The sequence below is a fragment of the Aliiglaciecola sp. M165 genome, from assembly GCF_007197995.1.
In the GTDB taxonomy this organism is placed as follows: Bacteria; Pseudomonadota; Gammaproteobacteria; order Enterobacterales; family Alteromonadaceae; genus Aliiglaciecola.
In genome coordinates this window covers 350211-365599 of record NZ_VKKH01000005.1, presented here as the reverse complement: position 1 = coordinate 365599, position 15389 = coordinate 350211, and the positions used below count along the sequence as shown (strand labels likewise).

16 protein-coding genes are annotated in these 15389 nt (G+C 41.9%); 8 read left to right on the top strand and 8 right to left on the bottom strand.

The genetic code is table 11. The features are described 5' to 3' along the window. Positions 1 to 196: 196 nt before the first annotated feature. Positions 197 to 577 (bottom strand): phasin-related domain-containing protein, encoded by a 381-nt coding sequence (locus FM019_RS11820; RefSeq protein ID WP_143836139.1) that lies wholly within the window; start codon positions 575 to 577, stop codon positions 197 to 199. A 430-nt stretch (positions 578 to 1007) separates the two neighbouring features. Here FM019_RS11820 and FM019_RS11815 point away from each other — a divergent pair, with 430 nt between their 5' ends. Next, complete coding sequence (locus tag FM019_RS11815) at positions 1008 to 1412, top strand: hypothetical protein (protein ID WP_143836138.1); 405 nt, start codon at positions 1008 to 1010, stop codon at positions 1410 to 1412. 363 nt (positions 1413 to 1775) lie between these two features. Further along, positions 1776 to 2402 (top strand): LysE family translocator, encoded by a 627-nt coding sequence (locus FM019_RS11810; protein ID WP_143836137.1) that lies wholly within the window; start codon positions 1776 to 1778, stop codon positions 2400 to 2402. A 635-nt stretch (positions 2403 to 3037) separates the two neighbouring features. Here FM019_RS11810 and FM019_RS11805 read toward each other — a convergent pair. Together FM019_RS11805 and FM019_RS11800 are read right to left on the bottom strand one after the other, a co-directional pair. Continuing rightward, positions 3038 to 3607: a GrpB family protein gene (locus FM019_RS11805; protein ID WP_143836136.1), complete on the bottom strand. Its 570-nt coding sequence runs from the start codon at positions 3605 to 3607 to the stop codon at positions 3038 to 3040. A 332-nt stretch (positions 3608 to 3939) separates the two neighbouring features. Then, positions 3940 to 4911, bottom strand: coding sequence for a phosphotransferase family protein (locus FM019_RS11800; protein ID WP_185969268.1), 972 nt, complete (start codon positions 4909 to 4911; stop codon positions 3940 to 3942). Positions 4912 to 5310: 399 nt separating this feature from the next. Here FM019_RS11800 and FM019_RS11795 point away from each other — a divergent pair, with 399 nt between their 5' ends. The 5 genes from FM019_RS11795 to FM019_RS11775 all read left to right on the top strand — a co-directional run bounded on the left by FM019_RS11795 (position 5311) and on the right by FM019_RS11775 (position 9491). Beyond that, entirely contained in the window at positions 5311 to 6246 is a 936-nt protein-coding gene (locus FM019_RS11795; protein ID WP_143836134.1) for a lipase family alpha/beta hydrolase, read from the top strand. Next, positions 6246 to 7160 (top strand): lipase secretion chaperone, encoded by a 915-nt coding sequence (locus FM019_RS11790; protein WP_143836133.1) that lies wholly within the window; start codon positions 6246 to 6248, stop codon positions 7158 to 7160. Before FM019_RS11795 ends, FM019_RS11790 begins: the two co-directional genes overlap by 1 nt. Positions 7161 to 7259: 99 nt before the next feature. Then, positions 7260 to 7649 (top strand): hypothetical protein, encoded by a 390-nt coding sequence (locus FM019_RS11785; RefSeq protein ID WP_143836132.1) that lies wholly within the window; start codon positions 7260 to 7262, stop codon positions 7647 to 7649. A gap of 73 nt (positions 7650 to 7722) precedes the next feature. Further along, positions 7723 to 8709 carry a S41 family peptidase gene (locus FM019_RS11780; RefSeq protein ID WP_143836131.1) on the top strand — a complete coding sequence of 329 codons (987 nt, stop codon included), beginning with the start codon at positions 7723 to 7725 and terminating at the stop codon, positions 8707 to 8709. A gap of 140 nt (positions 8710 to 8849) precedes the next feature. After that, positions 8850 to 9491: a hypothetical protein gene (locus FM019_RS11775; RefSeq protein ID WP_143836130.1), complete on the top strand. Its 642-nt coding sequence runs from the start codon at positions 8850 to 8852 to the stop codon at positions 9489 to 9491. A gap of 17 nt (positions 9492 to 9508) precedes the next feature. Here FM019_RS11775 and FM019_RS11770 read toward each other — a convergent pair whose 3' ends face one another. The 4 genes from FM019_RS11770 to FM019_RS11755 form a co-directional block, all read right to left on the bottom strand. After that, positions 9509 to 10753, bottom strand: coding sequence for a mechanosensitive ion channel family protein (locus FM019_RS11770; protein WP_143836129.1), 1245 nt, complete (start codon positions 10751 to 10753; stop codon positions 9509 to 9511). Beyond that, entirely contained in the window at positions 10753 to 11649 is an 897-nt protein-coding gene (locus FM019_RS11765) for an acyltransferase (protein WP_143836128.1), read from the bottom strand. The genes FM019_RS11770 and FM019_RS11765 overlap by 1 nt, the downstream gene beginning before the upstream one ends. 5 nt (positions 11650 to 11654) lie before the next feature. After that, positions 11655 to 12557, bottom strand: coding sequence for an acyltransferase (locus FM019_RS11760; RefSeq protein ID WP_143836154.1), 903 nt, complete (start codon positions 12555 to 12557; stop codon positions 11655 to 11657). Between the two features lie 118 nt (positions 12558 to 12675). Further along, the gene (locus FM019_RS11755; protein WP_143836127.1) at positions 12676 to 13233 is read right to left on the bottom strand and encodes an HNH endonuclease; all 558 of its coding nucleotides are present in this window, start codon (positions 13231 to 13233) and stop codon (positions 12676 to 12678) included. Between the two features lie 233 nt (positions 13234 to 13466). Between FM019_RS11755 and FM019_RS11750 the strand changes: the two genes are divergently transcribed. After that, positions 13467 to 14756, top strand: coding sequence for a ribonuclease J (locus FM019_RS11750; protein WP_143836153.1), 1290 nt, complete (start codon positions 13467 to 13469; stop codon positions 14754 to 14756). 24 nt (positions 14757 to 14780) lie between these two features. On the opposite strand, the gene FM019_RS11745 is transcribed toward FM019_RS11750, so the two are convergent. After that, entirely contained in the window at positions 14781 to 15377 is a 597-nt protein-coding gene (locus tag FM019_RS11745; protein WP_143836126.1) for a pyridoxamine 5'-phosphate oxidase family protein, read from the bottom strand. Between the last annotated feature and the right edge of the window lie 12 nt (positions 15378 to 15389).

The window sequence follows — 15389 nt, the reverse complement described above, 5'->3', positions numbered from 1 at the left end:
CATTTCTCCTTTTTCTACTTGGTCAACAACTGACAATTTAAAAGCGAGCGAATAGTCGCGCTGGGTACGCTTACTTATTGATTGCATTACACTCTCCAATTTAAGGCTGGAAAGTGTCAACGTTATTTAGGACGGGTCATAGATATAAAAAAAGGGTGCCCTAGGGCACCCTTTTTTACATCATAAGATGTTTAACTTAGGCTTTTTTTGCTGCTAGTTTAGCAACAACGTCTGTCAAAGCATCGATTTTAGCGTTTAGCTCTTCGATTTTTTGGTCAGCGTCAGTTTTGTTAAAACCAAGTTTAGTGCGAAGTGTTTCAACACGTGCTTCGATTTCAGTTTTCTCAGCAACTTTAGTTTTAACTTCTTCTACTTTCACTTTACCTTGAGCTTCGATTTTTTCGCCCTTAGCAACTAACTCGGCAAAAACTTTGTTTGAATCAGTAGAAAGAGTTTCGATACGACCTTTAACTTCTTCGTATCCTTTACCGTATGCGCCAATACCAGCCAACCAGATGTTACGAGCCATTTCTTCAGCGTTAGCAGCAGTTTCTTTAATCATTTCGATGTTGTTCATTTGTATTACTCCAAAATTGTTTATAAATAGGTTTCTCGTCGAATTGGGTGCATGATACGGAGCAAGATTAGAAATCGCATACTAATTGAACAAAAAATATTCATTTTTTTTTTAAAAAATTTGATTGCCCGGCGAGATAAGCACTCTCTACACACCTTTACCCACCGTTTAGTTTATGAATTTGCTGACATCGCCAAATACATTTTTGCGTAATTCCGAATTTGGCTGGAAAGTGCAAACAGAGGATTCAGTATCAGATTCGGATCATGTGTTTTGACACCTCGATTCTTAACTGAAAAATATCGATCTAGTATATAGTGGACCTACCAAGTGCATCATAGTAGTAATTTTACTGGCTGGAAAAGCGCTGATAATCCCAACTGCAAAGCGTTATTCGGAATTTTTTTGAGATAGGTACGGAGTGATAGAGTTGAATATTTTTGATGTTTTTAAAGATAAAGTCTCGTCGTTACTAAATGACAGCGAGCAAAGTGTTAGTGAAAGACTCATAGAGCTGGCGACATTTTTTTACAAGGTCGACAGGCGTGTTTCCCTAGAAGAGCAGAAGTACATTGATGAGCTTTTGGAAACTATTGAGTGGGATTCAGTTATCAGTGCAGAGTCATTCCAAAGAAGTTGTATTTTAAAAATTAACGGAATGATAGGGTGCTCTGAAGACCAAATTTTATTATATCTGTCAAATCTTATGCAGGAGATATCTGAGCTTGGCGCAGTCGCAAAAGCTCAAACCTTAGCAAAGGAAATATCAGACTCTGACGGTGAGATTGCGGACGATGAAGTAAAGTACCTCGATCTTGTAATGTCCTTCAAGTAACTCTGGAAAGTGCAGTATCGCACAACAAATGTTCGAATTTGATGTCCGGGGGCGCAATTTAAGTAGTGTTGAACGCTCGCTTTCGCCCCCAATCCCGGACTAAAGGCTGAGTCGACTTGTAGTTGAAACGTCCATTGGCTAGTTAAATATCTCCAGTCTATAGTGGTATTTGCTCGCTTAGAATTCTCAGTAATACTCAAATAATTTAGCAGAAATTATCGGGTAATTAGCAATAAGCTACTAATATTAATAAAGGGTGTGGAGATTCAGCGCATGAAACAGACTGCGAGTTACTGTGAATTCTCCATAACAAGTTGTTACGTACCGTTGTCATTCAGTTTAAAATAACTCGGTAAATACATTATGAATTTTGATATCTGGCTGCTATACGTGGCGACTGTTCTTTTATTCATGGTCAGCCCTGGGCCTAGTCATTTACTGATGGTTTCCGTCGGCATGGCAAACGGATTCCAAAAGTCGCTGGCAACTGCCGCGGGAGATTTATGTGCGAATGCGATTCAAATAGCTCTGGCAGGGTTTGGTTTGGCTGCCGTTGTAACATCATCCCAGTTTGGCTTTGCGGTCATCAAATGGGGTGGCGTGGCTTATCTTATTTGGATAGGCATTAAGACAATTCGTTCTTCGTTTCAACAACAGCCAAAATCATCTATTAACCCAACTTCACCTTTGCTTAATTTATGGTTACGCGGGTTTATTACCTCTGCTGCCAATCCAAAAGCCGTAGTGTTTTTTGCAGCTCTGTTTCCACAGTTTTTAAATCCAAATCACTCACTGGCACCTCAGGTTTTTGTACTAGGTGTTACGTACATCGCTATAGACGGACTGTTTTTGCTTTTCTATGGCTTTAGCTCAAGTTGGCTAGCTCAAAAACTTCATAGTAAGTATCACGCGTTAATAAATCGTATGTCTGGCTTTGGACTAATTGCAACAGCAGTGTTGCTCGGCTTCAAAAAATCGGAAGAGCACTAAATCAATCAATGCATTCATTCTCGGCACTTAACAAGATGCTAAACTCGTCCCCTCTGGTCACTGGGACGCAAACACAATACGAGGCTTCCACAATTATCGCATTCTGTTCGTGCCAGTTAGCTTTGCGTTACGTTTTCCAATAGCTAGTAACTGCTATTACAAGAAGTTGAAATTATTGATCAATTCGGTTTGAAACAAGGAAGTCGTATATGTTCATTATATCTCTCACATATATTTGCAAAATAAGTGAAGTTGAAAGGTATTCGAGTAGTCATATGGAAATCTTGAACAAGCATACTAAAATGGTGTTTTTTTAGCTTCGGAAAATGGGGTACGACCACTTTTTTCACTAAATAGTACGTATTGACGTCATTCAACCAGCCAACATTGCTATCAGAAGAGAATAGAAAGGGTTGCGATAAGACTATTCTTTAAAGTGAGCGTCCATTGTTGCCGACAATCCTGAAATAAAGGACGAATCGAAGTCCCGCTCTATTTCCAAAGCGGAAGTTGGCTATGTGGTTTCTCAGCGGCAGCAAAAGATAAAAAGCAGACCTTCACTTTTAGGTTTTCTGCTGACGATTTATGACAGAAAAAAGCACGCTACTAATATCCCTATTCAGCTAATAAATAATCTACTCTCTACACTCGGCCCAATTTCTTGCATTTATCATAATTAAATCACATACGGGGTCTTTAACTTCGCAATAAGCGTTCCTGTCAAATTGTGTGTATTTTGCCAATGACTTTTTTAATCTCGCATAAGCTATAGCCGCTTCAGAGTTATTCCTTAAGTAATCTCTGAATAACAGAGCGTAGTTAAAATTTTTAGCTCCGACGGCTCGAATATGAATATTGGCTTTAAAGTTCCATCTATTAGTGCGACCTTGTAAATAGATCTTTTTCCACTGTTGTTCATCTGCCTCATTCGGGGGCAGGTGATCAACGCTAATATAGGCAGCCGGGAAGCCAAACGCCATCAGCTTCGTATTAATTAGTTCACAACACTCACCTGAAATATCTCTAACTCCAATCTGAATATCTATCCTATTTTTAGATGGCATATCATGGATGGACGTAGAGCCTATGTGTTCAATGCAAACTGAAATTTCTCCCAAGGCAAGTTCAAGGTCTTCTTTTGCTAGATTGAATTGCTCTTGCCAAATTTCTTGATAGTGAATGATATCTATAGCGTCACGTCTCATTTGTATCCTTGGGAGTTTTAGAAATAAAAAAGTAGGTTCGTGATTGGCGCTGTAAACATGTCAGTGTCAGTCCTGCCAGATTTCCAGCCAAAGATTCAGAATGCTGTATAACATTTGTGGCTTAATTTTACATATGGAAGCCAATTCGGTCTAGGGGTGCCTTTACGCGCGTTGCCGGCGTTAGCATCATTTCAGTATTTTCCGGCAGTTTGCGATTAGAATTCTTACAACCTGCGCCAACTGTTTATCTACAAGAGATTCCGCTCCACGTACACAACCGCCGTTTGATTCATACTCACTGAGCAACAGCGTCTCGCACACAGCGGCTTGAGTTATTTGCTCCTCCTGCTATCTAGTTTTTGATTTACTCTATAAAGCGCTTTTCTGGGCGCCTCATCAGATTCATCAAACCTCGTAGCTTCGATAATATTCAATAAAAAATACATGCCTTTGTACACTTGAACTACCGCAGGATTGGCGATCGTCACTATATTCTGACCATAACCTTGCCAAAATGCCTCGGGCACACCGTATTGGATTAACACCCAATCGCTGATCGGGTCACCCCAAAATGCTCTTTCAGCATCCAATACCGCCTTGATATGAATATCTTTGTTTTGGCCTTCAATGATGACGTTTCTAGGCCATAGATCGCCATGAAGAAGGTTTGCTTTTTTGATCTCGTCCAAGTCTTCAAAAAAATACGGCAATAGCGATTCATAGGCTTGTATTTCTGAATGATAAACGCCTAGTCGCTTGGCATCATCGATCATGCCAGTCACATTGTCTGTGATAAACTCGGACCATCGTTCGAAACGCACAAAGGGATCAGGGTATCCAAAGGATTCGCCCTCGACACTGTGTAGGGTTTTAGCAAATTGTCCTAATTGTTGCCACAGCTGAGTATTTTCCTCTTCGGTTAACTCATCAATAACATCATGCCAAAGTTTCCCTTCGATAAAGGGTTGCAAAAAGGCGTCGCGCTGAGCAATTTTGAAAAAGCGCAGATAGTCAGGTATCAGCTCACTGACCTTGTGCAAGGTGTCAGCTAGGGATCGCTCCCGTTGCATTAAGTATCGCTCATTGTAAAAAACGTCCGCACCGGATACCGGAGCAACTTTCAAAATATACTTATTTTTAGAAGTTTCCACACAATACGTATTGTTGAAGAACCCCGCATCAATTTCTTTAACTGCTAGAACGTTTTCATCGCTAAGCTCATGCTGCAAGCTGCGTTGTAAGGTTAACTCATCGACGGGCTGCTGAAACTCGCCTTTACTTCGTTTTAATTGTTCTAGTTTCATAGTTTTAATCATTATTGATTGGGGAAAACGCTAACAAGTTAGTGCTAAAGAATCCTGACAAGTTTCATGGCTGACTAAATTGTGATCATATGTTAAATAAATGTTTAATATCACCGGTTTGAATGTCGAGCCATCTATGTGTCAACTTCTTATATTTCGTTAATCTTTAAACTCTGTATAACTATATGAAAAATATATTAAAAAATGATTTTTTAATTTCTTTAAACTTTTCTTTATCATGTAAAGTTATTGGCCATAACTCTTGTTGTGGTTATTTTATTAACCGAAAAGTGTTGCAATTGTTAATCTGTTAACCAATCATTTACATCAAGAGGTCTGACGTCTTACCTCTTGCTCTACATTCGATAAAAATATTAAAAAACACACATAGGAAAAGACATGAAAAGATTGTTGTTAGTGATTAGTCTGATGAGTTTAATCTTGAGTTGGTCCAATGCGGCTCTAGCAGGCACCTACGCTAAAACTAAGTATCCCATTGTACTCGTTCATGGCCTGTTTGGCTTTGATGACATTCTGTGGGCAGATTACTTTTATAAAGTGCCCAGTAAGTTAGCCAACAACGGTGCAACCGTATTTGTAGCGACAGTATCACCGGCTAACTCTACCGAAGTTCGTGGTGAACAATTACTTGCCTACGTTGAAGATGTCATCGCCTTAACTGGCGCAGAAAAAGTTAACCTAATCGGCCATAGTCATGGTGGTCCAACCGCAAGATATGTTGCCAGTGTTGCACCTGAGTTGGTGGCATCGGCGACCTCAGTAGCTGGGGTTAATTGGGGCTCCAGTGTGGCAGATTTAGTTCGTGACAAACTGCCTGAAAATTCAGGACTAGAAGCGGTTGCCGGAACGGTGACAAATGCGTTTACCAATTTTTTAGAGCTTGTTTCTGGGAGTAACCCAAACAATCTTCCTACCGACACCATTGCTGCACTTGAGGCCCTCACTACGGAAAAAACGTTGCAATTTAATAGCCTCTACCCAGAAGGCATGCCAACAAGCTATTGTGCCAACAATGGGGATCTGCTGGCAGATAACGATGTTTACTATTTTTCTTGGAGCGGCGCCTCTACCTACACCAACGTTTTTGATATTGCTGACCCTGTGATTGCAATTCTGGGCCTGGCGTTTAATGAACCCAGCGACGGATTAGTGTCTTCTTGCAGTTCTCATCTAGGCTATGTGCTCAAGGACAATTACAGAATGAATCATTTAGATGAAGTGAATCAGACGTTCGGTATTCATCACTTGTTCGAAACCGATCCTGTGCAAGTTTTCCTTAGACATGGCAATCGCCTAAAACAAATGGGCCTTTGATGAACAAAGCAGTCATCATTCTAAGCAGTGTATGCAGCGTCAGTGCTGCAACACTTGCTTATGTTTTGTACAGTAATGATCCCCAGCCTGCGTCTGATCACATTAGCAAAAGCGTTTCTGTGGCAAAACAAGACGCGTTCAATCTAAAGGTTAAAACGGATCTCTCAGTGTTGCCAGCCATTGTGCAAAAGGGAAAAAACTTTGTTCTCTTTGAAGGAATTAAGGATGTATTTGATGCGCTGATATTAGACGCTGAATCCCAAGCTAAAGACGCCTTGCTGGCTTTGGCCAATCAATATTGTTTGTCAGAAAAATTAAATGCCCAAGGTTGCGAGCAATTTGTTGCTTTGTTCGAACGGTACGTTGACTATAAGCTTGCACTTTCTGAGGTCGAAGCGCAGACGGTGAACTATTCCTCTGCTGTGGCTGAAATCGAATATCGGCTGGCTCAAATCAATGATCTTAAATACCAATTTTTCTCCGAAAACGAAATTCATGTGCTTTTTGGACTAGAGCAAAAAATTGAAAGCAATGCACTAGCACGCTACAAGATCGCTAAGGACTCGACTCTTAGCCAGGCACAAAAATCAGCGTTGCTTCAACACCACTTCGACAGTATGCCGGAAAGTGAAAAACAAGCCTTCGAGCCATCGTTGCAACTAAAGTCTTTGCACCGAATCAAGCAAATGCCTACCTCCAATCAACATAAGTTAGCATTAGTACGCGCACAATTTGGTGATCAAGCTGCATCAAGACTGGAAGCAAGTTGGGATAAACAAGCCCTATTTAAAGCGCGTGTTGAACAACTAAAAGAGGTATATGAGAAGGTGCCAAACGACAATCAACAAGCATGGTTAGAACAACATTTTTCTACAAATCAGGCAAAACGAGCAAGAGTGCTGTTGGGGCAATGACAAAAGCTATAGCATGATGCCGCTTGATTTATCAATTCGTCGCCACCATAACCATTGCATGTGAAGTGGTGAGTTTAGTCACACGTGCAAGTAATCGGATTGAATCAGTTCTGGAAATGCGGTGTCGCAGTTTTATTGTGCACATGGCTGTGCTTGATTGCAGAGTCAACGTCAACAAATCAGTCCCCATCTGACGCAACCTTTGTTTCCTCGACAACAGCTTATTCCAATGCATTTTCTTTAGACGACTCGTTGGCTGTTACTTCTACTGCGTCTAATGCCAGTCATTTTCAGCATTACAAACAACAACCTGATTGGCGACTTGTCGACGTAATCAGCACATTGTTCTCAGTTTTACACTCTGATGCACATTTAATAACGGAACCGCTCCCTGTCAAATGGTTTGTCAATCACCCAGTTGCTCGAATACGAATATCTGGATGGAAAGACACAGGCCTTCAATTTAGGATAATCAACGCTTACCTCTGAATATCAACGATCTAAAGTGCTTTTTGGCTATTTCTGGCCACTGTTGATATGAATATTGAAAAGAGGTAACACAATGAATTATAAAATCGATTTAAACCATTTAAGACAGCTTGCATTAGTGATGCTGCTGAGTGTTGGCCTGCTCACTTCGGTGCAGGCCAAGCAGGCGAATATGCAGTCAGAACACGTCAAGTTACTCATCGAGCAGACGTTGGACGTGATGGAAGAAAACTATATCGAACCGCAGGTTGTCCCACAATTGCGGCAAATATTCTCGAACCGATTGACCCTCGGCCACTATACCAATTTGTCCTCAATTAAAGCGTTTGCGCAGGTGATTGGTGATGACGTGCGTGCTATTACTGGTGACAAACATTTAAGCCTTTATACGTTAGAGCCAGGGGAAGAGTTGACACACATACTTAAACACGCAGAAGGGAAGCTTACTTATAATTACTCTTTTGAAGAAGTGAGGTACTTATCCGGAAATATCGGTTACTTGAAATTTAATAAGTTTCATCCGGATGAAAACGCCAGGCGAACGGTTGATGCTGCATTTCAATTTTTACAAAACAGCAATGGGCTGATTGTGGATTTGCGAGATACGTTAGGCGGTTCACCTTGGTTGGCTCAATATATGTTGAGCTACTTTCTTCCTATGGAAACTCAGCTGTGGGAAACCATTGATAGTAATAATGAAATCCTCGATATCATAAAAATAACGGACAAAAGCGCCCACACAAAATTTCATGGAGACTATCCGGTGTGGGTACTGACAAGCCGCACAACAGCTAGCGCATCGGAGCTTTTTACCGGTGTATTACAAGCTAACCACAAGGCCGTGGTAGTGGGTGATATTACCGCTGGTGCAGGCTTTTATGTGGGAGTGAAAAAAATTACTGACGAGCTGGTTTTCAGGATCTCGTTGTCAAAGCCAGTGATATCTGCAAATCAACAGAACTGGGAAAAAACCGGTATTACTCCAGATCACGAAGTCGCTTACGTTGATGCCCTGGATGTTGCCTATCAGTTGAGCCTGAATTCAGGCAGTCACAATTAGACTCAAGTATTGGCGATATTGTCATCGTAGCGCATGGTTTGAATCATGCGCTGTTTTCAACCGGTAATATTACTGCCATAGGTTGCGAGAAGGCGTTTATTATCCATACTTAACTTTAGAAACTTTTTGGAGCGATAGGCATGGCTAAACCAAGTGAATTCTATGTGGGTGTCATCGATCTCTTTGCCATTTTATTGCCCGGTTCCATTGCAACTGCAATTTTGGAACCCTACGTAGGTAGCATGATTTTTGGGCAGATCATCTTCGCGCCTGATAGTGCAGGGGAGAAGTGGGTGGCTTTTTTAGCGGTTGCCTATTTTCTCGGGCATTTGATTTTCTTGCTAGGGTCATACATCGATCCGCTTTACAACGGGATCCGCGAAAAACTAAACCCCTATGGCAATACAAGTGCGTTTACCTGTGCGAGCAACTTGCGCGACAGTTTGATCGATGAACCTGAACAAAAAGCGCTCAACACTTTCCAATGGTCGCGCTCGGTTTTATTGACCTGTTCTCCTGCGGCAGCCCAAGACGTGCACCGATTGGAAGCTGATTCAAAGTTCTTTCGCAGCCTTTTAGTTGTCTGTTTGTTGGTTGGAGTAGTGTTTTTGTTTGATGGAAAAGTTGTCGCTGGGGTGATCTCTCTTGCTTTGATTTTCCCTTGTTTTGCCAGATATTATGAACGCCGTTTAAAAAGCACGACACAAGCATATATACACGTGCTGACACTAAACAAACTAGGCAAGCTCAGTCTTTCAGAACCTTCGATTACTGAAAAGTAAAATGGTTAGTGCGAAGATTAACTTTGATCACTGACTCGTTGATATGCACGCAAATTAAATACCGGCAGCATGGCTAATACATGATCAAATATATCGGCTTGAACGCCTTCATAGTTGACCCAATTCTTATCCGCACAAAAGCAATATATTTCCAGCGGCAAGCCAGTTTCAGTGGGTGGTAACTGGCGCACCATCATAGTCATGTCTTTATTCAATTGAGGATGGTTTTTTAGATATGCAGTGACATATGCCCTAAAAGTTCCTATATTTGTCAATCGACGACCGTTGAGCAAGTCTTGCTCATCGATATTTTGCTGATTGTGATATTCCCGTAATTGCTCTAGTTTTCTTTCTATATACTCGCTGATATAACGAATTTTTTTGTATTGATCTAAGGTTGAGGCGTCACAAAAATCGATACTTTTTATGTCAATTCTAATGGCGCGTTTGATACGTCGACCACCGGATTCAGACATGCCTCGCCAGTTTTTCACTGAATCGCTAATCAGCGTATAGGTTGGCAGTGTGGAAATGGTTTTATCCCAATTCTGCACTTTGACTGTAGTAAGTCCGACTTCCAAGACTTCACCGTCTGCACCATATTTTTGCAGTTCAATCCAATCGCCGGTATTGACCATGCGATTGGCGGCAATTTGAATTCCGGCTACAAAGCCCAAAATGGTATCTCTGAATAGTAACAACAGTATGGCTGTCACGGCACCTAGACCGGAAAGCAACAACAATGGAGATTTGTTCAACAAACTGGAAATCACCAACAGGATGGCAATGATCAGGATGATTAGTTTAGCAACTTGAATAAAGCCGGTGATAGGCGCTCGTTTGGCCAGTTCTGATGCGTTATAGACGTCTTCAACGGTATTGAACAATGCACTGCATGCCCAAACGACCGACAGAACAATATAAATCAGCATGGATTTTTGAATGATGCTATATAGCAGATCACTGTCGCTGAGGAACAATGGGGTCATCAAATAAATGAAAATTGCTGGAACGATATGGCCACAGCGTTTGAAAAAACCATGCTTTTGTAATTCATCATCCCAATTGTTTTTGCTCTTCGCGACAAGCTTTTCAATTCTTCCGCGCATCACAAAATGAGTAAATTTAAATATCACGTAGGCAAAAACGATGAGCAATAAAACTGCAGTTAACTGGAAAGACCAACTTTGTTCCGTGACGTCTTTGTCAATGAGGCTTAGCTTGGTCATTAACCAATTTTGTACCGTTTCACGCTCAAGCATTATTTTGGACCCACCAATTGAGATATGTATTTATCTTTTTGTTCCCATACAGAGTTTAACCATAGCTGAAAACTTACTCTAAAGGACTCATTATTGAAATAATCTCCAATAATATGCTCCTCGACCGGCAATACATCAATGTGCACTACAACTCTACCTAAACGCCCGCATAGTATATCCATCATGGGATGTTCCGTGTTATCAGGATACTGAATGGTCACATCAAGAATATTGGTGAACAACTCCCCCATGGCTGCCAAAGTGAATGCCACTCCACCGGCTTTAGGCGGAAGCAAGTTTTGATAAGTACTGGCTTTTATCTGGTGTTTTTGAGGTGTGTAACGAGAGCCTTCAACAAAATTGATAACCGTCGTCGGGGTGCGCTGAAACTTTTCGCAGGACTTGCGCGTGGTTTCAATATCTTTACCTTTTAAATGCGGGTTTTTTTCAACAAACTCGCGACTGTATCGACGCATAAAGGGCATATCCAGCGCCCATGCACCCAGACCAACAAAGGGCAGCCAGATCAATTCTTTTTTCAGGAAAAACTTAGGTGCCGGAATGCGCGTGGCAGCAAATTCGATTAGTAAAATAATATCTAGATAACTAAGGTGATTGGGCATCATCAGATACCACTTGTTTTTGCTAAGTTCGCCTTTTACAGAATAGTCCCATGTGGCCCTATTAGTTGCTTTAATAATCAATACACTAATAACGCCAAAGGCAAACATGAAAAAATGCATGATGGGGTTAAGGACTGCTTTTACCCACGCAAAAGGAAGAACAAGTTTAACTAAACCCAAACATATAATAAGAATCGCCCAAAAACCTAAATTTATGATTTGCAATAAAAAGTGAATTGGAAAAAGTACAAACGCAGGTAAAAAACTAAACATCGTTATTAATTGCTCGCAGACATGTTTATGAGAGTTTGGTCTTTTTCAGACCACAGTTGGTTCAACCAGCGTTGAAATTTCGCACGCTGTTCCGGGTTATCAAAATAATCCATGGCAAAAGCATCGCTGTTTAGCAGCTCATCAACCGACATAATGTTCACTTTCACATGAACGTTTTTGACTTTGCCCGAGACGAAATCCCAGAACGTAGGTATGCCCTGAGGATAATAAATTGTGACATCCAGCAATTTATGCAATTGATCACCCATGGCACTGAGTACAAACGCCATTCCACCGGCTTTGGGCTTGAGTAACTTGTTGAAATCACTTTTGTGTCGGGCCAATTTTTCTTCGGTTAGTCGAGTACCTTCTACAAAATTCATGATGCTTACCGGCTTATGTCGAAACTTTTCGCACGCTTTTCGTGTGCTCTCCATGTCTTTACCTTTTAGATGAGGGTTCTTGGCTAAAAACGATTTGCTGTAGCGGCGCATAAAGGGAAAATCTAACGCCCACCAGGCAACACCTAAAAAGGGGACCCAAATTAACTCTTTCTTTAAAAAGAATTTTAAAAATGGAATTTTACGATTAAAAATACGTTGCAACACCAAGATATCGACCCAGGATTGGTGGTTTGAAATCACTAAATACCAATCATTCAGCGTGAGCGTCTCTACTCCTTCTACTTTCCACGTGGTGTTGCTGGTTAAACGCTGATTTAGATTATTAATGGTAATCCAGGCAGTCGCACAGCCATCGAGCGGGTAGCTTACTATTGTTTGCCACAACTTGATTGGGAGTAGTTTGAGCAGCGAAAGCACGACGATAGGTATGACCCAAAACACCGTGTTCAGGAAATAAATTGTGACAGATATTACCCCCACCAGATGATGAAATAGATTGCCAATTTGCACGCGAAAACTAACCTCAATGCGAATAAAATTTGCGCGTAGTGTAAACGATTTGCACCATGAAATTACAGAGGAATTTCGCGAAAGATAGCTGACTTTGGAATTTCTTGTCGACTTAAGGCTCGTCGATTCGCCATCGCTGATTTTTGGAAAAATGATTGCCCAAAAATGCCATTTGGTCAGCCAGTATGCGCCGATTCATTAAATAAAAGCGCTCATATAAATTGGGAACAAAAGGCACGGCGATCAGGGACATGTTAGCTTCCTCTGGTGTTCTATCTGCCTTGTGGCAATTACATCTTGTACAGGCGGTAGCGCAATTTGCCCAACGATCTTTGCCACCACGGGAGCGCGGAATAATGTGATCTCGGGTAAGTAGCGATGGTTTAAATTTTTGGCCACAATATAAACAAAGGAAATTATCTCGCCGAAACAGATAACGGTTGCTCAATGAAATCTTGCCATCAAGATTTGTCACTTTGCCCTCGCAGGCAATAATGGAAGAAAGTTCAATCGTACTTTGAACGCCCTGACTGTTATGTCCACCACGCATAATTTTTGTGGTTTCGCCAAGTTCGAATAACACGCGCTCTTGAGCGTAGTACTTGGTTGCCTCCTCGGGCGTTATCCAAGCTTGCGGCATACCTGATTTATTCAGTCGCAATACAAACATAAGCTCTCCCAAATCGAGTTAATTTTTATAGTTGTCTCAATTGGTTAAAAAATACTCGATTACTGTGACAGATTTTATGCAATTTAGATAGTCATAAAACTTTTTAACCAGTTCATGCATAATAATTGCCGAGCATTAACGAGTTGTTGGAGTAATTTATCCGGTCTTTTGTCCCTGGTAGGCATGATTTGTGGTTTCTTCCTTTAGGGGGAACCGGCGAAATTGGCATGAACATGAATTTGTACGGGCATGATCATCAATGGTTAATGGTTGATTGTGGTGTCACTTTTGATGAATCGCTCAAAGTTGTTGACGGTGTGGGAGTTGGGCCTAAGCATGATGTGGTGTGCGCTGATCCAAGCTTTATAACCAGGCAAAAAGAAAACTTGGCAGGGATCATCATTACGCATGCGCATGAGGACCATATTGGTGCGCTCCCTTACCTTTGGCACCGTTTTAAATGCCCGGTTTATACCACTGCCTATACCGCAGAGATACTGCGCAGAAAGCTGGCTCGCGATGGCAGTAACCCGAATATTCCTATCATTGAGGTGAAAACCGATGAAACACAGATAATTGGTCCGTTTGAGGTTAAGTGGCTGAACATCACTCATTCCATCCCAGAACCCCATGCGCTGGTTATTAACACTAGCGTAGGAAATATCTTTCATACTGCCGATTGGAAAATTGATGCGAATCCTGTGGTTGGCAAGCCCTTTGACCCCTCCCCATTTAAGGCACTGAGTAAGCAGGATATTCTCGCTATGGTCTGTGATTCCACCAATGCGACCCGTGCAGGTCACTCAATTTCTGAGTTTCAATGTTATCAAGGTTTAAAGCAGCTGATCGACTCCGCTAAGGGAAGGGTTGTGGTGGGATGCTTTAGCAGCAATATCGCCCGTTTAATTACGTTGGCGAAAATTGCCAAACGCACCGGTAGGTATCTCTCGCTGTTTGGTCGTTCTTTACAAAATACCGTAGGTGCAGCAAAAGCAACTGGGCATTGGCCAGAGGATTTAGAGGTCATTGATTCGTATCACACAGGCTATTTGTTACCCGAAGAAGTGTTAGCGGTTGCGACAGGCAGTCAAGGCGAGCCCAGAGCTGCACTTTCCCGCCTTGCTCAAGATAGTTTTCGAGACGTTTCGCTAGATGCAGGCGATACGGTTATCTTTAGCTCTATCATCATCCCAGGTAATGAGAAACCTATCGAAAACTTGATTAAGCGCTTTAACGCGCGAAACATTAAAACCGTGTTAGCAGACGAATCTGAATACACCATCCATGCATCAGGGCACCCTTGCGCGGAAGAATTGCAACTAATGTACGGCTGGGTAGAACCTCAAGTAGCTGTGCCAACTCATGGCGAACAAGTTCACATGATCGCCAATGCAGCCATAGCAAAACAAAGCGGTGTGCGAAGAAGTTTGACTGGGAAAAATGGTGATCTATTTATGTTGGCGCCTAATATCGGGATAAAACGCGAGGCAGTGTCCACCGGACGGATCGTCATTCAACAATGATCTTCAAACAAAACTCGACTGACGCTAGGGATTGATTTGCCTATGTCGCCAGTCATCGCCGTGTAGCTCAAAAATCTTACGTTGGTGATAAGGGGAGGTTAACTGCAAATGATCCACTTTGTAAGGGTCTAAAATAACCAAACTGAAATGTTCGCTTATGTGGTTGCGAGTCTCAGGTGCAACATTCACTTGCTGTTCAAACTCAGGTTGATTTAGCCCTAAGACCTGGCCAGGTTGAGGCCAAAAGTAAGAAGACTTGGCTGCGTCTGACAGTTGCGACCAATGCTCTGATCTCAAGTTACGCTGATCTGCATTGTCTTGGTCAACTAATTCGGCCTTGGCAGCAATCCTAAATTGCTCTCGCGACTCAGCAAAGTACCAACAGATTTCAATGTCTGTTTGCGCTTGTAAATGTTCAACTTTGCCACTGCGTTGGTCGGTATGTATAACTATCTTGCAGGTGTTTTCAATGAACCCTCGAAACACTACCGTTCTGACCTCCGGTAATCCTAAGGTATTGACCGTTGCCAATTGAACGTATTTGGATTCAGGCTTGGCTTGATTCAAGGCTAAAGCTTGTAACAGATCTTGTTGCCAAATGGCATGTGTGCCTGAGGTCATGGTGTCCTTGGT

Excerpts from the sequence above, each read along its gene's own strand:
- FM019_RS11820 (WP_143836139.1), bottom strand. The coding sequence starts at position 577 with ATGAACAACATCGAAATGATTAAAGAAACTGCTGCTAACGCTGAAGAA.
- FM019_RS11810 (WP_143836137.1), top strand. The coding sequence starts at position 1,776 with ATGAATTTTGATATCTGGCTGCTATACGTGGCGACTGTTCTTTTATTC.
- FM019_RS11805 (WP_143836136.1), bottom strand. The coding sequence starts at position 3,607 with ATGAGACGTGACGCTATAGATATCATTCACTATCAAGAAATTTGGCAA.
- FM019_RS11800 (WP_185969268.1), bottom strand. The coding sequence starts at position 4,911 with ATGAAACTAGAACAATTAAAACGAAGTAAAGGCGAGTTTCAGCAGCCC.
- FM019_RS11795 (WP_143836134.1), top strand. The coding sequence starts at position 5,311 with ATGAAAAGATTGTTGTTAGTGATTAGTCTGATGAGTTTAATCTTGAGT.
- FM019_RS11790 (WP_143836133.1), top strand. The coding sequence starts at position 6,246 with ATGAACAAAGCAGTCATCATTCTAAGCAGTGTATGCAGCGTCAGTGCT.
- FM019_RS11780 (WP_143836131.1), top strand. The coding sequence starts at position 7,723 with ATGAATTATAAAATCGATTTAAACCATTTAAGACAGCTTGCATTAGTG.
- FM019_RS11775 (WP_143836130.1), top strand. The coding sequence starts at position 8,850 with ATGGCTAAACCAAGTGAATTCTATGTGGGTGTCATCGATCTCTTTGCC.
- FM019_RS11770 (WP_143836129.1), bottom strand. The coding sequence starts at position 10,753 with ATGCTTGAGCGTGAAACGGTACAAAATTGGTTAATGACCAAGCTAAGC.
- FM019_RS11765 (WP_143836128.1), bottom strand. The coding sequence starts at position 11,649 with ATGTTTAGTTTTTTACCTGCGTTTGTACTTTTTCCAATTCACTTTTTA.
- FM019_RS11755 (WP_143836127.1), bottom strand. The coding sequence starts at position 13,233 with ATGTTTGTATTGCGACTGAATAAATCAGGTATGCCGCAAGCTTGGATA.
- FM019_RS11750 (WP_143836153.1), top strand. The coding sequence starts at position 13,467 with ATGAATTTGTACGGGCATGATCATCAATGGTTAATGGTTGATTGTGGT.
- FM019_RS11745 (WP_143836126.1), bottom strand. The coding sequence starts at position 15,377 with ATGACCTCAGGCACACATGCCATTTGGCAACAAGATCTGTTACAAGCT.